General features: G+C 66.4%; 17 protein-coding genes. 6 read left to right on the top strand and 11 right to left on the bottom strand.

What is annotated here, in order from left to right; genetic code table 11:
* Nucleotides 1–43 precede the first annotated feature (43 nt).
* Complete coding sequence (locus GYH34_RS15040; RefSeq protein ID WP_161914284.1) at nucleotides 44–946, top strand: NAD-dependent epimerase/dehydratase family protein; 903 nt, start codon at nucleotides 44–46, stop codon at nucleotides 944–946.
* A gap of 231 nt (nucleotides 947–1,177) precedes the next feature.
* Here GYH34_RS15040 and glp read toward each other — a convergent pair whose 3' ends face one another.
* The 10 genes from glp to GYH34_RS14990 form a co-directional block, all read right to left on the bottom strand.
* On the bottom strand, nucleotides 1,178–2,431 hold the full coding sequence (gene glp, locus GYH34_RS15035) for a gephyrin-like molybdotransferase Glp (RefSeq protein ID WP_161914283.1): 1,254 nt from the start codon (nucleotides 2,429–2,431) through the stop codon (nucleotides 1,178–1,180).
* Nucleotides 2,424–2,912: a cyclic pyranopterin monophosphate synthase MoaC gene (moaC, locus tag GYH34_RS15030; protein ID WP_161914282.1), complete on the bottom strand. Its 489-nt coding sequence runs from the start codon at nucleotides 2,910–2,912 to the stop codon at nucleotides 2,424–2,426. Before moaC ends, glp begins: the two co-directional genes overlap by 8 nt.
* A complete protein-coding gene (trpC, locus tag GYH34_RS15025) occupies nucleotides 2,913–3,737 on the bottom strand; it encodes an indole-3-glycerol phosphate synthase TrpC (protein ID WP_161914281.1) in 825 nt (274 codons plus the stop codon).
* A 105-nt stretch (nucleotides 3,738–3,842) separates the two neighbouring features.
* Nucleotides 3,843–4,856, bottom strand: a complete 1,014-nt coding sequence (gene trpD / locus GYH34_RS15020; protein WP_161914280.1) for an anthranilate phosphoribosyltransferase — start codon at nucleotides 4,854–4,856, stop codon at nucleotides 3,843–3,845.
* 49 nt (nucleotides 4,857–4,905) lie between these two features.
* On the bottom strand, nucleotides 4,906–5,517 hold the full coding sequence (locus GYH34_RS15015; protein WP_161914279.1) for an aminodeoxychorismate/anthranilate synthase component II: 612 nt from the start codon (nucleotides 5,515–5,517) through the stop codon (nucleotides 4,906–4,908).
* Nucleotides 5,518–5,637: 120 nt separating this feature from the next.
* Nucleotides 5,638–6,729: a site-2 protease family protein gene (locus GYH34_RS15010; protein WP_161914278.1), complete on the bottom strand. Its 1,092-nt coding sequence runs from the start codon at nucleotides 6,727–6,729 to the stop codon at nucleotides 5,638–5,640.
* A 160-nt stretch (nucleotides 6,730–6,889) separates the two neighbouring features.
* Nucleotides 6,890–7,402: a MarR family transcriptional regulator gene (locus GYH34_RS15005; protein WP_018266040.1), complete on the bottom strand. Its 513-nt coding sequence runs from the start codon at nucleotides 7,400–7,402 to the stop codon at nucleotides 6,890–6,892.
* Between the two features lie 220 nt (nucleotides 7,403–7,622).
* Nucleotides 7,623–8,186, bottom strand: a complete 564-nt coding sequence (locus GYH34_RS15000; protein WP_161914277.1) for a DUF6163 family protein — start codon at nucleotides 8,184–8,186, stop codon at nucleotides 7,623–7,625.
* Between the two features lie 23 nt (nucleotides 8,187–8,209).
* Nucleotides 8,210–9,727: an anthranilate synthase component I gene (gene trpE / locus GYH34_RS14995; RefSeq protein WP_174242459.1), complete on the bottom strand. Its 1,518-nt coding sequence runs from the start codon at nucleotides 9,725–9,727 to the stop codon at nucleotides 8,210–8,212.
* Nucleotides 9,728–9,732: 5 nt separating this feature from the next.
* The gene (locus GYH34_RS14990) at nucleotides 9,733–11,643 is read right to left on the bottom strand and encodes a SurA N-terminal domain-containing protein (protein WP_161914275.1); all 1,911 of its coding nucleotides are present in this window, start codon (nucleotides 11,641–11,643) and stop codon (nucleotides 9,733–9,735) included.
* A gap of 247 nt (nucleotides 11,644–11,890) precedes the next feature.
* On the opposite strand from GYH34_RS14990, the gene GYH34_RS14985 reads away from it, so the two are divergent.
* The 4 genes from GYH34_RS14985 to GYH34_RS14970 all read left to right on the top strand — a co-directional run bounded on the left by GYH34_RS14985 (nucleotide 11,891) and on the right by GYH34_RS14970 (nucleotide 16,252).
* On the top strand, nucleotides 11,891–12,343 hold the full coding sequence (locus tag GYH34_RS14985; protein WP_161914274.1) for a hypothetical protein: 453 nt from the start codon (nucleotides 11,891–11,893) through the stop codon (nucleotides 12,341–12,343).
* Between the two features lie 141 nt (nucleotides 12,344–12,484).
* Nucleotides 12,485–12,982: a hypothetical protein gene (locus GYH34_RS14980; protein ID WP_161914273.1), complete on the top strand. Its 498-nt coding sequence runs from the start codon at nucleotides 12,485–12,487 to the stop codon at nucleotides 12,980–12,982.
* A 220-nt stretch (nucleotides 12,983–13,202) separates the two neighbouring features.
* A complete protein-coding gene (locus GYH34_RS14975; RefSeq protein ID WP_161914272.1) occupies nucleotides 13,203–14,936 on the top strand; it encodes an ABC transporter permease subunit in 1,734 nt (577 codons plus the stop codon).
* Between the two features lie 11 nt (nucleotides 14,937–14,947).
* The gene (locus tag GYH34_RS14970; protein WP_161914271.1) at nucleotides 14,948–16,252 is read left to right on the top strand and encodes a nitrate/sulfonate/bicarbonate ABC transporter ATP-binding protein; all 1,305 of its coding nucleotides are present in this window, start codon (nucleotides 14,948–14,950) and stop codon (nucleotides 16,250–16,252) included.
* A 9-nt stretch (nucleotides 16,253–16,261) separates the two neighbouring features.
* Here GYH34_RS14970 and GYH34_RS14965 read toward each other — a convergent pair whose 3' ends face one another.
* The gene (locus GYH34_RS14965; RefSeq protein ID WP_161914270.1) at nucleotides 16,262–16,693 is read right to left on the bottom strand and encodes a CHRD domain-containing protein; all 432 of its coding nucleotides are present in this window, start codon (nucleotides 16,691–16,693) and stop codon (nucleotides 16,262–16,264) included.
* Nucleotides 16,694–16,840: 147 nt separating this feature from the next.
* Here GYH34_RS14965 and GYH34_RS14960 point away from each other — a divergent pair, with 147 nt between their 5' ends.
* Nucleotides 16,841–17,173 (top strand): rhodanese-like domain-containing protein, encoded by a 333-nt coding sequence (locus tag GYH34_RS14960; protein ID WP_024880404.1) that lies wholly within the window; start codon nucleotides 16,841–16,843, stop codon nucleotides 17,171–17,173.
* The last annotated feature ends 4 nt before the right edge of the window (nucleotides 17,174–17,177 follow it).

Raw genomic sequence — 17,177 nt, 5'->3', positions numbered from 1 at the left:
GCATTTCCTATAGGCACGCAATCCGCTAGTAGCATCTGATCTCATGAGAATAGTCCTGACCGGCGCAGGGGGCTACATTGGCCTCCACACTTTGCGCGAGCTTCTCGAGGCTCGGCATCAAGTGACCGCTGTTGTACGATCGTCAGGGAAGCTAGGTCCCTTCGCGCGACATCCCCGGCTTACAATTTGCGAGATCGACCTCGAAGATGCAGTGCGCATTGCGGAGGTCATGCCGGGCCATGATGTCTGTGTTCATGGCGCCCTCATTTGGGGCGATCCTGGCGACGAACTGAAGTTGCGAGATACGTCCGTCGCCGCGAAGCTTTTCGAAGCCGCTGGCGATGCTGGTCTCACGCGTTGCATATATTTGTCATCGGTCGCTGTACACAGGCCGTTCTCTGGAGAAATGAGCGAGGATGATGGCCTCAGCGCGACCGATCTCTACGGTGCGACGAAGGCCGCAGGAGAACTGTTTCTTCGCGCGGCGTGCGCGGGCCGTCGAATGACAGGCGTCGTGGTTCGTCCAGGCCCAGTGGTTGGTCCGCCAGCGTTTGCCGAGGCTTCCTTTCGCAGCGACGATCGCATCGCAGCAATGGTGGTCGCTGCAAAGGAAGGTCGTCCCCTCGAAGCCGCACGCGACGATGGGCGGCAATTCTCTGACGTGCGCGCGGTAGCAAAGGTCATCCGCGTCCTAGCCACGGCGGAAAGCCCCCACGCGACCTACATCTGTGTCGACCGAGACGTCATTGCTTGGGAACGAGTTGCGAGATTGGTCGTAGCGAGCCTGAACTCGCGAAGCGAGGTGCGTGTTAGCGCGCGTGAAACGCAAAGTCCGGTTCCCCGCTTCAGAACAGAACGGGTCGACCATCTTATCGGCGGATCGTCTAGCGCAGAAGGAGCTCTGTTGGCGCACATTCGTTATCTCGCCAGAATAGCCGAGACCTGAGACGTCGATGAATCGTGGAGGCCGGCGACTTTCGGAATTGAAAGCCGCAGAATGAACGAGAGCGTTTGGCGCTCGAGGTCGAACGTCGGTTTTAGGCCGCCGACTCTCGCTCATGCTGAGGAGCCCGCGAAGCGGGCGTCTCGAAGCACGCGGAGCCATTCGGTTCCGCCTTCTCGAGCCCCTCGCGCTTCGAGACGGCGCCTGCGGCGCCTCCTCAGCATGAGGGGGATTTTAGGTCCGAGCGTCTCGAGAGACGAACGCCCCCGGCAACCTCAAAATCCGGCACGCGCCGGCCGCCGCCACAGCGCCGTCTCCCGCCTCGCGGATGAGCAGCGCCTGCGAGCGCGCCAGCTCGGTCAGCAGCGAGGAATCCTGCAAGGCCTGCGGCGTGGCGACGAGCCGGCCGGAAGCGTCGCGCGAGAGCGTCGCGCGCATATAGTCGCGGCGGCCCTTGTTGGGCTTCAGCGGCGCGCCGGCGACGGCGGCCTCGGTCTCGTCCGCCCCTGCGCGCGGATCGCCTTGCAAGGCGCGAATGAGCGGGCCGAGGAAGACCAGCGCGCAGACGAAAGCCGCCACCGGATTGCCCGGCAGGCCCAGAATGCGCGCCTCGCCCAGCGTTCCATGGATCAGCGGTTTGCCCGGCCGCATGGCGATGCGCCAAAAGTCGAGCGCCATGCCCTGGCGGGCGAGGGCCGGGCGCAAGAGATCGTGATCGCCGACCGAGGCGCCGCCCAGCGTCACCACAATATCGGCCTTGGCCGCGCGGGCCTGCTCGAGGGCTTTTTCCAGCTCGGCGATGTCGTCTCGGAAAATGCCGAGATCGATCGCCTCGGCGCCGGCGGCTTCGGCGATGGCGGCCACCGCATAGGAGTTGCAGGCGATGATCTGCGAGGGGCCGGGCTCGGCGCCGGGCGGAACCAACTCGTCGCCCGAGGCGATCAGCGCCACGCGCGGGCGCCGCGCGACGGGAAGCAGCGGATGATTGATGGCGGCGGCGAGCGCCAGCTCGCTGGGGCCGAGGCGCGTTCCGGCGAAGAGGGCAGGATCGCCCTCGCGAAAATCGAGCCCGCGCTCGCGAATATGCCGGCCGGGCGGGGGCGGGGAGGCGGCGCCGACGCCGGCCGCGTCGATCGCAGCGTCCTCCTGCAGCAGGATCGTGTCGGCGCCTTCCGGCACGGGCGCGCCGGTGAAGATGCGCACGGTCTCGCCGGCGGCGAGCGGAGCGTGATAGCCATGGCCGGCGGCGCTCTCGCCGACGAGCTTCAGACGCCCGTCGGGCGCTGAAAGATCGGCGGCGCGCAGCGCATAGCCGTCCATGGCGGAGACCGCGACCGGTGGCTGCGTACGGCGCGAGACGAGATCCTTCGCCAAAGTGCGGCCGAGCGCTTTGAAGAGCGGAACCTCCTCCTCGCCGGAGAGACGCGTCGCGCCGGCGAGCACGCGGGCGAGCGCTTCGTCCACGGACAGCAATTTGTCTTCAGCCATTCTTGTCCATTTCGTCGCGACGCCATTCGCCGGAGCGTCCGCCGCGCTTCTCGACCAGCTCGATTCCCTCGATGCGCATGCCGCGATCGACGGCCTTCAGCATGTCGTAGATCGTCAACAGAGCGACGCCGACCGCGGTCAGCGCCTCCATTTCCACGCCGGTCTTGCCCGTGACCGAAACTTCCGCCGTCGCGCGCACGCCGGGGAGATTGGCGTCCGGCTCGAGATCGACCGCGATCTTGGTGACGGGCAGAGGATGGCAGAGCGGGATCAGCTCATGCGTCTTCTTGGCCGCCATAATGCCGGCGATGCGGGCGACGCCGAACACATCGCCCTTCTTCGCCTGTCCCTCGACCGCGAGAGCGAGCGTCGCGGCGTCCATCACGATCTGTCCGCGAGCGATGGCGACGCGTTTCGTCTCCGCCTTGTCGGAGACGTCGACGATATGCGCTTCGCCCTTGTTCGAGAGATGCGTCAGCATCTATGCGCGCGCCCGCCGGTGATCGCCCTTGACCGAGCCATGCAGCAGCTCGCGCGTCGCCGTCGTCACATCGTCCTTGCGCACGAGGCTCTCGCCGACGAGGAAGGTGAAGACGCCGGCCTTCTCGAGCCGCAGGCAATCCTCATGGCTCGTTATGCCGCTCTCGGCGACGATGATTCTGTCCTTGGGAATGCGCTCGACGAGCCGCTCAGTCGTCTCCAGCGTGACGTCGAATGTATGCAGATTGCGATTGTTCACGCCGATGAGCCGCGTCTCCAACGCCAGCGCGCGGTCGAGCTCCTCCTCATTGTGGACCTCGACGAGAACGTCCATGCGCAGATCATGCGCCGTGGTGTTGAGGCGCAGGGCCTCCTCGTCGGAGACGGCGGCCATGATGATCAAAATGCAATCGGCGCCATGGGCGCGCGCCTCGAACACTTGATAGGGGTCGTAGAGGAAATCCTTGCGAATCGCCGGCAGATTTACCGCCTTGCGCGCGGCCTCGAGATCCTCGAGCTTGCCCTGGAAGGAAGGGCCGTCGGTCAGCACCGAGAGGCAGGCGGCGCCGCCGGCCTCATAGGCGCGCGCCAGCGCCGGCGGATCGAAATCATGGCGCAGCACGCCTTTCGATGGGCTCGCCTTCTTGATTTCCGCGATCAGCGCGATGCGCCCCTCGGCGAGCTTGGCCTCTATCGCATGGACGAAGCCGCGCGGCGGATCGTGGTCGCGCACATTGCGCTCGAGCGTCGCCAGCGGCATGCGCACTTTGGCCTCGGCGATCTCGGTTCGCTTATAGGCTTCGATCCTGCTCAGAATGTCGGTCATGCCGCTCACGGTCCTTCGCGTCTTCGAGAGGTTTTCTACCACGAAGACACGAAGGACACGAAGCATTTCCCGCCAGCGCGGCGGCGCGCCGCGGTCTTTTCGCGCTCAGGCGTTGGAGACGCGGATGAGCGCCTCGAGCTTCGCCTGCGCGGCGCCGCTGTCCAGCGCCCGCGCGGCGAGATTTGCGCCCTCGCGGAGATCGGCCGCCGCTCCCGCCACCACCAGCGCCGCCGCGGCGTTGAGCGCGGCGATGTCGCGATAGGCGTCGCGCGCCCCGGCCAGCACGGCCCGCAGCGCGCTTGCGTTATGGGCGGGATCGCCGCCGACGAGCGCCTGCGGCTCAGCGCGCGCCAACCCTGCTTCCTCCGGCGTCACCGTGAAGCTTCGGACGGCGCCGTCCTCGAGCGCGACGACGTGAGAGGGCGCGGTCGTCGTCAATTCGTCGAGCCCGTCCTCGCCATGGACGAGCCAGACCCGCTTTGCGCCCAGTTCCGCCAAGACGCGCGCCAGCGGCTCCAGCAGCGCGCGCGAGGAGACGCCGAGCAGCTGCTTCTCCACCCGCGCCGGATTGCACAGCGGGCCGAGCAGATTGAAAATCGTGCGCAGGCCGAGCTCTCCGCGCACCGGCGCGGCGTGGCGCATGGCGGGGTGATGCGTCGCCGCAGCCATGAAGCAAATGCCTGTTTCGGCGAGACAAAATGCGGCGTGCTCGGGCGTGACGCCGACCTTGACGCCGAGTTCCGCCAGCACGTCGCTGGCGCCGGAGCGCGAGGAGGCGGCCCTTCCGCCATGCTTGGCGACGCGCAGGCCGCAGCCGGCGACGATGATCGCCGCGAGAGTGGAGACATTATAGGTGCCGGCGCCGTCGCCGCCCGTGCCGACAATGTCGATCGCGTCTCGCGCGCCCGCGACCGGCGCCATCGCCGCGCGCATGGCCTCCGCCGCGCCGATGATTTCGTCCACCGTCTCGCCGCGCTGGCGCAGGCCCATCAGAAAGGCGCCGAGCTGCGCCGGCGTCGCGCCGCCTTCGAGCACCGTGGAGATCGCCGCGCGCGCCTCCTGGCGGGAGAGCGTCGCGCCGGTGGCGAGGGTCGCGAGATAGGGCTTGAGGTCGGTCACGGCCGAATGTCTCTGTTGAAGGAGAGCGAGCCTTCCGGCTCGCATTGGATCACGCGACTTTGGCGGGGCGGCGCGTCGCGTTCCACTCCTGCGCGAGATCGAGGAAATTGCGCAAAATCTTGTGCCCATGCTCCGAGGTGATGCTCTCGGGATGGAATTGCACGCCATGCACGGGCGCGCTCTCATGCGAGAGGCCCATGATGAGCCCGTCTGGAGTCTCGGCGGTGACGCGTAGGCAGGAGGGCAAGGTCTCGCGCGCGACGATCAGCGAGTGATAGCGCGTCGCCTGGAACGGCCCTTCGATGCCGCGGAAGATCGTCTCGCCCTTGTGCAGGATCGTCGCCATCTTGCCATGCACGGGCAGGGGCGCGCGGATCACATCGCCGCCGAACGACAATCCTATGGACTGATGGCCGAGGCAGACGCCGAAAATCGGAATATTCGCCCAGGCCGCCGCGATGAGATCGAGGCAGATGCCCGCCTCCTTGGGCGTGCAGGGGCCGGGCGAGAGCACGATCGCCTCCGGGCCGGAGGCGAGCACTTCGGCGACCGAGACCGCATCGTTTCGCTTGACCGTCACCTCGGCCCCGAGCGAGCCGAAATAATGCACGAGGTTGAAGGTGAAGCTGTCGTAATTGTCGATGAGCGTGACTTTTGTCATTCGCGCTTGGGTCCGGTTCTCGGCGGCGTGGGCTTGCTCTCCCGCCGCGGCTCGATTTTTTCGGCTCTTCGGCCGCTCAAGTCAATTCATTCGCGCCGCTCGGCCGGGGAGCCGGCTTCTCTACCCGCGCCGGCCCAGCCGCCAGTCCGGCCGCAGATTGGCGATCAGCATGATCTCGCCGATGCTCTGGCGCGTCAGCAGGCCGACCAGCGCGCCATCGGCGCTGAGCACGCCCATGGCCGAGGCGCCGGCGAATTTTTCGATCGTCTCATCGAGCGGCGCAGCCGCGTTCACGGTGGGGGCGTCGCGCTGCACATGAGGGGCGATCGGCGCGCTGCGGTCGTCGGCCTTCAGCGCCTCGATGATGTCCGAGCGGTCGAGCAGCCCCATGAAGCGGCCATCCGCCGCGACCACCGGAAACTGATCCTGCGAGGTGGCGAGCAATGTCTCGACCGCCTCGCCGAGGTCGGCGCCCCAGCCGATGGCGGCGATGCGGGTCTCCATGGCGTCGGCGACGGTGAGGCCGCGCGCGGCCTCGCTCGCGACCGTCATCTGCGCCTCGCCGCTGGCGGCGATGTAGACGAAAATGGCGATGAAGACGAGCATGGGATTGCCGAACAGCCCCAAGAACCCGAGCGCGAAGGCGAAGCCTTGGCCGATGGAGGCGGCGATGCGCGTCGCCTTTCCGCGCGGCAGCCACATTGCGAGAGCGGCGCGCAGCACGCGGCCGCCGTCCATGGGGAAGGCCGGGATCATGTTGAACAGCGCCAGAAACAGATTTGCGGCGGCGAGACGCGCGAGGACGTTGAGATGCGGATCGTCGAGCTGCGCCAACGTCTCCGGCTGGAAGGCGCCGAGCGCGACGAACAGCGCCGTGGCGATGACGATATTCACCATCGGCCCGGCGAGCGCGACCAGCAGCTCCTGATGGGGTTTTTCCGGCATATGGTCGAGATTGGCGACGCCGCCGATCGGCAGCAGCGTGACCTCTGTCGAAAAAATGCCGAAGCGCCGGGCCATCAGAATATGCCCGAACTCATGCAGCACGACGCAGGCGAAGATGAGCGTGATGAAGATCACGCTGTCGCGCGCCGCCTGCGCGCCGCCGCTGCGATAGGCGGAAAAGCCGATCCAGGCGAGCAGCAGCAGAAAAGTGATGTGAATGCGGACGGCCGTGCCCTTGAACGAGCCGAGCGTGAGCGACCAGCGCATGGAAGAGGCCTCTCTATCGACGTGACGTCCGCGACGGCTTCTCATAGCAGAAATCCGCGACATTCGGCCGAGAATCCGCAATATGCGGCCAAGAAAAAGGGCGATCGACGCGTAAAGCGAAGATCGCCCGAGTGGAGCGGAGAAAGTCTAGGAGGAAGCGTCAGAGGCGATAGCGAATCTGATCCGTCCAGAAGCGCTCGAGGCGCGTCAGCGCGGTGTTGACAGTGCGGAACTCGGCGGTGGAAACGCCGCCGATCTGCTCCACGGTGGTCGCATGCTTCTCGTAGAGAGCTGCGACGATATCATGAACCTCCTTGCCCTTGGGCGTGAGGCTGATGCGCACGGAGCGGCGATCGACGCGCGAGCGGGCGTGGTGGAGGTAGCCCATCTCGACGAGCTTCTTGACATTGTAGGAGACATTGGAGCCGAGATAATAGCCGCGGGTGCGCAGCTCGCTCGCGGTGAGCTCCTTGTCGCCGATATTGTAGAGCAGCAGCGCCTGCACGGAATTGACGTCGCCGCGATTGCGGCGGTCGAACTCGTCCTTGATGACGTCGAGCAGGCGGCGATGCAGACGCTCCACCAGCGTGAGGGATTCGAGATAGATCGGACGAATTTCGTTGATCTTCTCCGAGCGGACCTGCGCCGCCTCGGTCTTCGACGCCGTATTCATGAACAAGCTCCGTCTCGTTTATTGCGCCGGATATTGGAAAGTCCGGTCCGTGTCTCGATGGACCAGAACCTATCCGCCGCGAATGAAGACCGCTTTAAACAACAGCCTGAATCCGTCGTTTACCTCCACTACCGTCGATGCGGTAAATGGGTGGTGAATCAAATTGTTAGAATTGTATTAGCCGTGTCGCGGACGTGGTCGCGGACGTGCGCTGCGCGTCTCACCGGCCGAGCCGGGCGAGAAGCGCACGCGCCTGCCGTTGCAGGCGGCTGAAGCGGCTGTCGGCGCCCTCGGCCTCGGAACCGCGCCGCCGGCGGCGCTTCTCGCGCAGGCGTTGCGCCTCATAATCGCGGCCGGCCTCGAAGGTGAGGAAGAAATAGAGGCCGATGAGCGCGAGATCGAGGGCGATGAGCCAATAGCCGCCCGCGAAAAACCCCGGCACGCTCAAGGTCACGAAGATTTGCGCGCCGGCGATGAGCAGCCACAGCACGCCGCCCCAGGGCGTCGCCAGCCAGAGCCCGACGCCGGCGACGAGATCGAGCACGGCGAAGAACACGACGGCGATGGCGGCGTTGGTCGGCGTCTCGTCGAATATGGGCTTGCTGGCGGTGAGCACAATGATCCATTGCATCACGCCCTGCAGCAGCCAGAACAGCGCCATGACGCGCATGAACAGCGTGAGCATATGGCCCCAGCGCGCCGACTGCCCCGCCGCGCCCGCATCGCCGAGGCGGATCGGCCGGTGCGGGTCGTCCGCCTCCTCATAGAGCGTATGCTCGGTCACGCGCCGCCTCTTTCGCTCCGGCTCTACTGCCCGCGACGCGCGCGCGTCGCGAAACGCACGGCCTCCTCGGCGGCGCGGAACAGCGCCTTGGACTTGTTCACCGTCTCGCGATGCTCGTAATCGGGATCGCTGTCATAGACGACGCCGGCGCCCGCCTGCACATGCATCTTGCCGTCTTTCACGATCGCCGTGCGCAGCACGATGCAAGTGTCCATCTGCCCGCCGGCGCCGAAATAGCCGATGCAGCCGCCATAAATGCCGCGCTTGTCGGTCTCCAATTCGTCGATGATCTCCATGGCGCGGACTTTCGGCGCGCCGGAGACCGTGCCGGCCGGAAAGCCGGCGGCGAGCGCGTCTATGCAGTCGCGCGCGGGATCGAGCGCGCCTTCCACATTGGAGACGATGTGCATCACATGGCTATAGCGCTCGATGGTGAAGCTGTCTGTCACGCGCACGCTTCCCGTCGCGGCGACGCGGCCGACGTCATTGCGTCCGAGATCGAGCAGCATCAAATGCTCGGCGCGCTCTTTCTCATCGGCGAGAAGCTCGGCGGCGAGGCGCTCGTCCTCCGCCTTCACGGCGCTGCGCCAGCGCGTGCCGGCGATGGGGCGGATCGTCACCTTTCCTTCGGCGACGCGCACCAGAATTTCCGGCGAGGAGCAGACGATCTGGAAATCGCCGAAATTGAGAAAGCAGAGAAAGGGGGCCGGATTGACGCGGCGCAGCGCGCGATAGAGCGCGAAGGCCGGCAGAGCGAAAGGCGCGGTGAAGCGTTGCGACAGCACGACCTGGAAAATATCGCCGGCGCGAATGTAATCCTTGGCGCGCTCCACCATTTCCAGGAAACGCCCGGGCGCGGTGTTGGAGACCGGCTCCTCGGCGAGAAGATGCGGATCGGCCTCCGCCTCGCGCTGCTCGAGCGGCGCCTCCAATGTCGCGACCACGGCGTCGAGCCGCGCGAGCGCCGCCTCATAGGCGGCCTTGGCGGAAACGCCGGCCGCGGGGCGGGCGGGCGTCACCACGATGATCTCGTCGCGCACATTGTCGAAGACGACCATGACGGTCGGCCGCAGCAGGATCGCGTCGGGCACGCCGATCTTATCGTCCTTGGCCGGGGCGAGGCGCTCCATCAGCCGCACAGTGTCATAGCCGAGATAGCCGAACACGCCCGCCGCCATGGGCGGCAGATGCGCGACCTCGTCGATCGCGGATTCGGCGAGCAGCTCGCGCAGCGCATCGAGCGGCGGTTTCGCGCAGGGCTCGAAAGCATTCGCGTCGCGCAGCGCGCGGCGGTTGATCTCGGCCTTCTCGCCATGGATGCGGAACACGATGTCGGGGTCGAGCCCGATCATCGAATAGCGGCCGCGGGCGGCGCCGCCCTCGACCGATTCGAGCAGGAAGACATTGGCCGTCCGCGCGCGCGTCAGCTTCAGATAGGCCGCGACCGGCGTCTCCAGATCAGCGACGAGCCGCGTCGCCACCAGCGACGCGCGGCCCGTCTCATGGGCGGCGGCGAATTCGTCGAACGACGGCTCGGACAATGCGCTCACGGGTTCTTTTCCGCTCCGCCGGTCGCCGCCTGCAACGCTTGCTCGTTGATCGAGACGCTGTAGACCTTCTCGAGCGCGCCGACATATTGCTCGAGAATATCATTGGTGAAGGCCGGCCGCAGCTGGTCGGCCGCCGCCTTGGCCTCGAGGGAGGCGGGATCATAGGCGGGGGTCGATGCGCTCTTCACCTCGAAGACGAGGCGTCCGCCATCGACGGCGGCCGAGCCGGCGCCCTTGGGCGGCGCTTCGAAAATGGCGACGATGGCCGCGGTCGTCAGCTCTGGATGCGGCGCGCGCTTCACATCGCCGACATGCCGGACCTCGGCGCCGGCGCCCTTGGCGACGTCCTCTATCGCCTTGCCGCCGCGCAGCTCCGTGGTCAGGGCCTCGGCGCGCTCGGTCAGCGCCTTCTGCTGCTTCTCGCCGCGCAAAGCGGTCTCGACGGCTTCCTTCACCTCGTCGAAGCTGCGCTGGCGCGCCGGCTCCACCTTGGCGATCTCGAACCAGACATAGCCGCCGTCGCGCGTCGGCACAGTGTCATTGTCGACGCCGACGTCGGAGGCGAACACAGCCTTCAGCAGATCCTCGGAGCCGAAGAGGCCGGGAACATTCTTGCCGGCGGGATCGAGGCCCGTGGAATCCACCGCCTCTATCGTCACGACATCGAGCCCGGCGGCCTTGGCGGCCTCGGCCAACGTCTTGCCGCCGGTGCGCTGATCCTCGATCGCGTCATGCAGCTTGCGCACGGACGGAGCCGATCGCCCCTGCGCGATCTCGCGGCGCAACTCGTCGGCGGCTTCCTCATAGCTGCGGGTGAAGACGCTGGGGATGATTTTCTCGACCTGAAGGATCGCCGCGCCGAAGGCGGTCTGAATGGGGCCGACGAAGCCCGGCTCGCGCGAGGAGAAGACTTTTTCGGCGATCTGCTTGTCGCCGAGGTCGTGCGCCTCGAGCAGGCCGAGGTCTATGTCCTTTTGCGAGAGCTTGCGCTCGCCGGCGAGCGCGTCGAAGGAGAGGCCGCCCTTCAGACGCTCCAGCGCCTTCTCGGCTTCGTCTTTCGAGGCGAAGAGAATCTGGCGCAAATGGCGTTTCTCGGCCGTGCCGTAGCGCTTGGCCTTCACCTCGTCATAGAGCTTGCGGACGTCGGCCTCGGCGACCTTCTGCGGCTCGGCGAGCGAGGCCGGCGTCACGGTGAGCAGCGCGAGCTTGCGATATTCGCGGGCGCGGAAGCTCTGCTCGCGATCGGCGAAATATTTCTTCAGCTCTTCCTCGCTCGGCTTGGCGACCTCGCCCACGGCGGAGGCGGGGAGCAGGAAGTAGTCGACCTCGCGGATCTCATTGCGGAAGCGATGCAGCGCCTCCAGCACTAGGCGCGGCGGCTCCAGACCGGAGACGATGGAATCGGTCAGCGTCTTGCGCAAATAGCTTCCCTTCTGCTCGAGGAGGAAGCTGCGCTCCGTATAGCCGGCGTCGCGAATGAGCTGCTTGAAGCGGTCGGAGTCGAATTTGCCGGTCGGACCCTTGAAGACATTCTCGTCGCGGGTGAGGCGCAAGGTCTCGTCCTCGGAGATGGCGAGGCCGAGCGCCTTCGTCTTCTGGTCGAGGGAGAGATCGGTGATCATGCGCTGCAGCACCTGCTGATCGAGGCCGAAGCGGCGGGCCTCCTCATTGGTGATGGCGCGGCGGGCGCGCTGCTGCAGGCGGCGCAGCTCGTTCTGATAGGCGCTGCGATAGGCCTCGATCGAAATCTCGCCCGAGCCGACCTTGGCGAGGCGCGTGGAGGTGAAGCCGCGGAACACGTCGCCTATGCCCCACACCGCGAAGCTCAGCGCGATAAAGCCCATGACGAGCCCGAGGATGATGCGGCCGATCCGATGTTGCGAGGCGATGCGCAGGCCTTCCAGCATGATTTGGGGCTTCCCTTGGGCTTTGCGGGGCTCCGGCTCTTTACCTGATGATCGCGGCCGGAATTGGCGCGGACTATAGGTAGCGTCGCCTCCACTTGCAATCTTGCGCTCCGCCGCCCCTTTGGGCGGGCTCCAGCGCGGCGGCGCGCGGCGAGAGCCGAGGGAACCGACCCGCGTCCCGCACGTTGTGACGCCCTGGGGGGCCGCCGCGGGATCTTTCCAGAGCTCGCGATACGGGAGTGTGCAAATGAACCTCACGAATCTGACGATGGGCGCGGTCGCGCTCGGATTGCTGGCCATGTCGATACCGGCGATGACGGCTCCGGCGCTCGCTCTGCCCTCGGCGGTTCCGGCGCTCGCCGCCGGCGCGGCCTCAGATATCGCCAAGGCTCGTTATCAGGACTATCCGGGCGCGCGCGCCTCCAAGGCGACGAAAGGCCGCTCCTCCGCCGCGGGCGGAAGCTGGTCGTCTCAGAAATATTCCAAATATGGCAAGGCCTCCGGCAAATATGGCTCTGCCTCCGGCAAGGCGCGCGTCGCCGGCCAGAGCGGCGCGCAGGCGCGCTCGGCGATCCAGGGCCGCTCCTCCTCCAGCCAAGGCGGCTCCTATAGCAATCAGGGGCGCTCGTCGGTCGGCGGCCATGGCATCGCGCCCTATAGCGACATTCCGCATCGCGCCATGAAGCAGCGCGCGCACTGACGAAGCGCTCTTCGAAAGCATCGTTCCGGCCGTCGGACGCGTCTCGCGCCGGCGGCCACGCGCGCTTAACCTGCCGTTAACCATGGGCGCGGACACTCGGGCCACTGAGACATCGCCTCGGCGTCGCTCAGGAGGTCTCTCATGTCGACGGCGGCGGCGCGCTCTTCGCGGCCCAATGGCCTCCGGTTTTTTCGGCTTCTCGGCGTCATCGTCGCCTCCATCGGCGCGGGCGCGGCGGCCGGCTTTGTTCTGGGCTCGCGCACCGGCGTCAAAAATGCGCTGCAGGCCGCGCAGAGCATAGACGGCCAGACTCTCGCCAAGGCGCTCGACTGGAAGCCGGAAGTCTCCTTCGGGCTCGAGCAGCGTCGCGAGATCGCCCGCCTGCTGGACGAGGCGCGGGCGACGCGGGCGCTGATCGAATCGCTACGCCATGACGAGGAGGCGCTGCGCGCCGGGGCGCGGCTGCGCGCGCTGGAGACGGCGCGCGACGCGGGCGCCTCGCGGCTGGAGCGGCTAGAACAGCGGCTCGACCGGCTCGACCGGCTCGACAGCGCGCGCATCGATCTCGCGCCGACCGGCTCGCTGCCCAAGGGCGATTCCCGCCGCGATTCCCGCGCCGCGCCAATGGGGGCGCGCTGAGCGCGCGGATTGTTTCCCGATTGCTTCTGAGGCCGTATTTCGGCGATCCCGTCCGGCGGCGACACGCAATTGTCATAAGGCTTGGCCATTGGACGGCGGCGCATGGCTTTTCCCGTCTCTGCGGAGATGACGGCGGTATCCGGCTGTGCGACATGCTCTCCCGCCGGAGCCCCAGCCGCCGGCCATCCCTGCGCCTCGCTTCGCCGAAAGCCGGTCGTTCATGCTCAATAATTTCGTCGCGCTCACCTCGCTCGGCCGCCGCACTCTGCCCAATCTTTGGGATTTCGTCGCCCTCGCGCTCGTCCTCGGCGTTTTCGCGCTCGCCGCTTTCGGCTGGCGTGGCATGGCGTTGCCGCTCGAGGCGCCGGAGACGGCGCAATTATCGCTCGATTATTCGGCGCTGCCCTATTACGGCCTGCGCACCACTCTGCGCATGTTCGCGGCGATCGGCTTCTCGCTGCTCTTCACGCTCGTCTATGCGACGCTGGCCGCCAAGAGCCGCCGCGCCGAGATGATTCTGGTGCCGCTGCTCGATGTGCTGCAGTCGGTGCCGGTGCTGGGCTTCCTCTCCTTCACCGTGACCTTTTTCCTCGGCCTCTTCCCCGGCTCGACTTTGGGCGCGGAGGGCGCGGCCATTTTTGCGATTTTCACGAGCCAGGCCTGGAACATGGCCTTCTCCTTCCACCAATCGCTGCGCACCGTGCCGCGTGATCTCGACGAGGTGGCCAAGGGCTTCGGGCTCACGCCCTGGCAGAAATTCTGGCAGCTCGAGGCGCCCTTCGCCATGCCGGGCCTCATCTGGAACATGATGATGTCCATGTCCGGCGGCTGGTTCTTCGTCGTCGCCTCGGAGGCGATCACCGTCGGCGACGTGAATGTGCGTCTGCCGGGCGTCGGCTCCTATCTCGCGCTGGCGATCGAGAGCAAGCGCATCGATTGCGTCGTGGCGGCGGTGGTCGCGGTGGCGCTCATCATTCTCGCTTATGACCAATTGCTGTTTCGCCCGATCGTCGCCTTCTCGGGCAAGTTTCGCGTCGAGCTCTCCGCCTCGCAGGACGAAGCCGAGAGCTGGGTGCGCGATCTCTTCGTGCGAACGCGCTGGCTGCGCGTCGCCGCGGCCTGGCCGGCCTCGCTGCTTCGCCGCGCCTCGCTGTGGAAGCTGACCTTGCCCTTCGCGTCGCCGCGCCTGCCGCAGAGCCGGCGGGCGTCCGTCCTCTTCGATATCGTCTGGTTCGCGGCGATCGGCGCGGTGTTCTTCTATTCGCTCTATCTCGTGGTCGAGTTCGTGCGCAGCGCCGTCAGCCTGGACGAGCTTCGCCATGCGCTGCTGCTGACCTTCTACACGCTGATCCGTGTCGTCGTGCTGATCGCGCTCGCCACGCTGGTCTGGGTTCCGATCGGCGTCTGGGTAGGCCTGCGTCCGCGCATCGCCGAGAAGATTCAGCCGCTGGCGCAATTTCTGGCGGCCTTTCCGGCGAATGTCCTCTTCCCCATAGCGGTCGTCGGCATTCTCACCTTCCGGCTCGATCCCGACATATGGCTGTCGCTGCTGATCATCTTCGGCACGCAATGGTACATATTGTTCAACGTCATCGCCGGCGCCTCGGCCTTTCCGAACGATTTGCGCGAGGTCTCCGCCAATTTCGGCATTCGCGGCTTCGCCTGGTGGAAGAACGTCATTCTGCCGGCGATCTTCCCCTATTATGTGACCGGCGCGCTCACTGCCTCGGGCGGCTCGTGGAACGCCTCCATCGTCGCCGAATATGTGAAATGGGGCGACGACACGATCGAGGCGCAGGGCATAGGCGCCTATATCGCCGCAGCGACCGCGGCCGGCGACTATCCGAAGATCGTGCTCGGCGTCTCGCTGATGAGCGTCGTCGTCATATTGTTCAACCGTCTCTTCTGGCGCCAATTGTTCGGCTTCGTCGAACGGCGCCTGCGCCTGTCCTGAAGGGTTCCGCCATGTCCGCGACGAAAGCGCCTCTGCTCGAGCTCCGCAATGTCTTCCAGGCCTATGGCCGCTCTTCCGGCGAAAAAGGCCCGATCGTTCTCGACGATATCTCGCTGCGGCTCGACGATGGCGAGATCGTCGGCCTGCTCGGGCGTTCCGGCTGTGGCAAATCCTCGTTGCTGCGCATCGTCTCCGGCCTCGCGCGGCCGACGGGGGGCGACGTTCTCTATCGCGGCGAGAAAGTGGCCGGCCCGGTCGATGGCGTCGCCATGGTGTTTCAGAGCTTCGCCCTGTTTCCCTGGCTCTCCGTGCTCGCCAATGTCGAGCTCGGCCTGCGCGCCAAAGGCGTGCGCGAGGCGGACGCGCGCCGCCGCGCGCTGAAGGCGATCGACATCATCGGCCTCGACGGCTTCGAGAATGCGTATCCGAAGGAAATCTCCGGCGGCATGCGCCAGCGCGTCGGCTTCGCCCGCGCGCTCGTCGTCGCGCCCAATATTCTCTTGATGGACGAGCCCTTCTCGGCGCTCGACGTGCTGACCGCCGAGACCTTGCGCACCGATCTCCTCGATCTGTGGGTCGAAGGCCGCATGCCGATCAAATCCATTCTGATGGTGACGCATAATATCGAGGAGGCGGTGCTGATGTGCGACCGCATCGTCGTGCTCTCCTCCAATCCGGGCCGCATCGCCGCGGAAATTCGCGTGACGCTGGCGCATCCGCGCAATCGTCTCGATCCCGAGTTCCGCCAGCTCGTGGACCAGATCTATGCGCTGATGACGCGTCGCGCCGAGCCGCCCAAGCGCGAGGGGACCTTCCCGGGCCTCGGCCTCGGCATGGCGCTGCCGACGGTCTCCACCAACACGCTCGCCGGCATGATCGAGGAGGTCGCCGCGCCGCCTTACGATGGCAAGGCCGATCTTCCCGCGCTCGCCGACAGCTTGCAGCTCGAGATCGACGATCTCTTCCCCGTCGCCGAGACGCTGCAGCTGCTGCGCTTCGCCGAGCTCGCCGAGGGCGACATAAAGCTGACGACGGCCGGCAAGCGCTTCGCGGAGATGGACGTCGATCAGCGCAAGAAGCTGTTCGGCGACCATCTGCTCGCCTATGTGCCGCTGGCGCAGCGCATCCGCCGCGTGTTGGACGAGCGGCCGTCGCATTACGCGCCGGCCACCCGCTTCCGCGAGGAGCTCGAGGACTATATGAGCGAGGACTATGCGGAGATGACGCTGCGCAGCGTCACCACCTGGGGCCGCTATGGCGAGATTTTCGCCTATGACGAAGGCGCGCAGACCTTCAGCCTCGAGAATCCGCAATAGGGCAGGGCGTCACCGCACGCGATTCAGCTGTCCGCGCAGCTCGCCCTCGGGATGCTTGGCCGAGTGGATGTTGAAATACCACTGGCCGTCCTCGAGCTGCTTGACCTGCTTGGCGTCGAGCGTCGCCGAGCCCTGGAAGGTCTCCTCCACGGCCTCGACCGGCAGCACCGGCGCGGCTTTCTCGCCGGCCTTGGCGGGACCGTGGAAATGCGCCTTCATCTCCTGGCCCTCGAGGCCGACAAAATAGCCCTTCCAGCTGATTTTCCGCGTCTTGGGATCCAGCGTGACGGCGATGGAGCCGACGCCCTTGCTCGCGCTCGGCGGATTTTCCGCGCCGCCGGAGAGATCGCCCTTGAACATCTGCACTTCGGCGAAGGCGGGCGAGGCCGCGACCGAGACGAGCACAGCGGCCGCGAGCGCGAGCGATGCGTTTCTGGACATTTGTGGAGCTCCTGTGTCAAATGGCGGAAACAACGCCCCCGAGGGCTAGCCACCTAACGCGCCAGCGCGACGCTTCAAGCCGCTGCCCGAGCCTTCGCAGCCGCGGCCCCGTTCGCGCGGCCGCGTAGAAATTTGGGAAAGAGCGACATGGCCGAGTGGTATAGCGAGATCAGCCTCGACGATCTGAAGAGCGGCATCGCCGACAAGTCGATCATCCTCGTCGATGTGCGCGAGGCGGACGAATACGCCCAGGGCCATATCGACGGCGCTTTGTTCGTGCCGCTGTCCGCCTTCGATCCGAGCAAGATCCCGGCTCCGGCCGAGGGCCAGAAGGTGGTGGTCTATTGCCGCTCCGGCAAGCGCTCGGTGAACGCCATGGAGCAGGCCCGCCTCTTCGGCCGCCGCGACGTGAGCACGCATTTCGGCGGCGGCATCATCGGCTGGCAGAAGGCCGGGGAGCCTGTGGTCACGGGGATGTGATGGG

The sequence above is a fragment of the Methylosinus sp. C49 genome, assembly GCF_009936375.1.
Lineage (GTDB): Bacteria > Pseudomonadota > Alphaproteobacteria > Rhizobiales > Beijerinckiaceae > Methylosinus.
This window is presented reverse-complemented; position numbering and strand designations above follow the sequence as displayed.

Bases quoted from the DNA above. Each gene is read 5' to 3' on its own strand.
- GYH34_RS15040 (WP_161914284.1), top strand. From the start codon at position 44: ATGAGAATAGTCCTGACCGGCGCAGGGGGCTACATTGGCCTCCACACT.
- glp (WP_161914283.1), bottom strand. From the start codon at position 2,431: ATGGCTGAAGACAAATTGCTGTCCGTGGACGAAGCGCTCGCCCGCGTG.
- moaC (WP_161914282.1), bottom strand. From the start codon at position 2,912: ATGCTGACGCATCTCTCGAACAAGGGCGAAGCGCATATCGTCGACGTC.
- trpC (WP_161914281.1), bottom strand. From the start codon at position 3,737: ATGACCGACATTCTGAGCAGGATCGAAGCCTATAAGCGAACCGAGATC.
- GYH34_RS15015 (WP_161914279.1), bottom strand. From the start codon at position 5,517: ATGACAAAAGTCACGCTCATCGACAATTACGACAGCTTCACCTTCAAC.
- GYH34_RS15010 (WP_161914278.1), bottom strand. From the start codon at position 6,729: ATGCGCTGGTCGCTCACGCTCGGCTCGTTCAAGGGCACGGCCGTCCGC.
- GYH34_RS15005 (WP_018266040.1), bottom strand. From the start codon at position 7,402: ATGAATACGGCGTCGAAGACCGAGGCGGCGCAGGTCCGCTCGGAGAAG.
- GYH34_RS14990 (WP_161914275.1), bottom strand. From the start codon at position 11,643: ATGCTGGAAGGCCTGCGCATCGCCTCGCAACATCGGATCGGCCGCATC.
- GYH34_RS14985 (WP_161914274.1), top strand. From the start codon at position 11,891: ATGAACCTCACGAATCTGACGATGGGCGCGGTCGCGCTCGGATTGCTG.
- GYH34_RS14980 (WP_161914273.1), top strand. From the start codon at position 12,485: ATGTCGACGGCGGCGGCGCGCTCTTCGCGGCCCAATGGCCTCCGGTTT.
- GYH34_RS14975 (WP_161914272.1), top strand. From the start codon at position 13,203: ATGCTCAATAATTTCGTCGCGCTCACCTCGCTCGGCCGCCGCACTCTG.
- GYH34_RS14970 (WP_161914271.1), top strand. From the start codon at position 14,948: ATGTCCGCGACGAAAGCGCCTCTGCTCGAGCTCCGCAATGTCTTCCAG.
- GYH34_RS14965 (WP_161914270.1), bottom strand. From the start codon at position 16,693: ATGTCCAGAAACGCATCGCTCGCGCTCGCGGCCGCTGTGCTCGTCTCG.
- GYH34_RS14960 (WP_024880404.1), top strand. From the start codon at position 16,841: ATGGCCGAGTGGTATAGCGAGATCAGCCTCGACGATCTGAAGAGCGGC.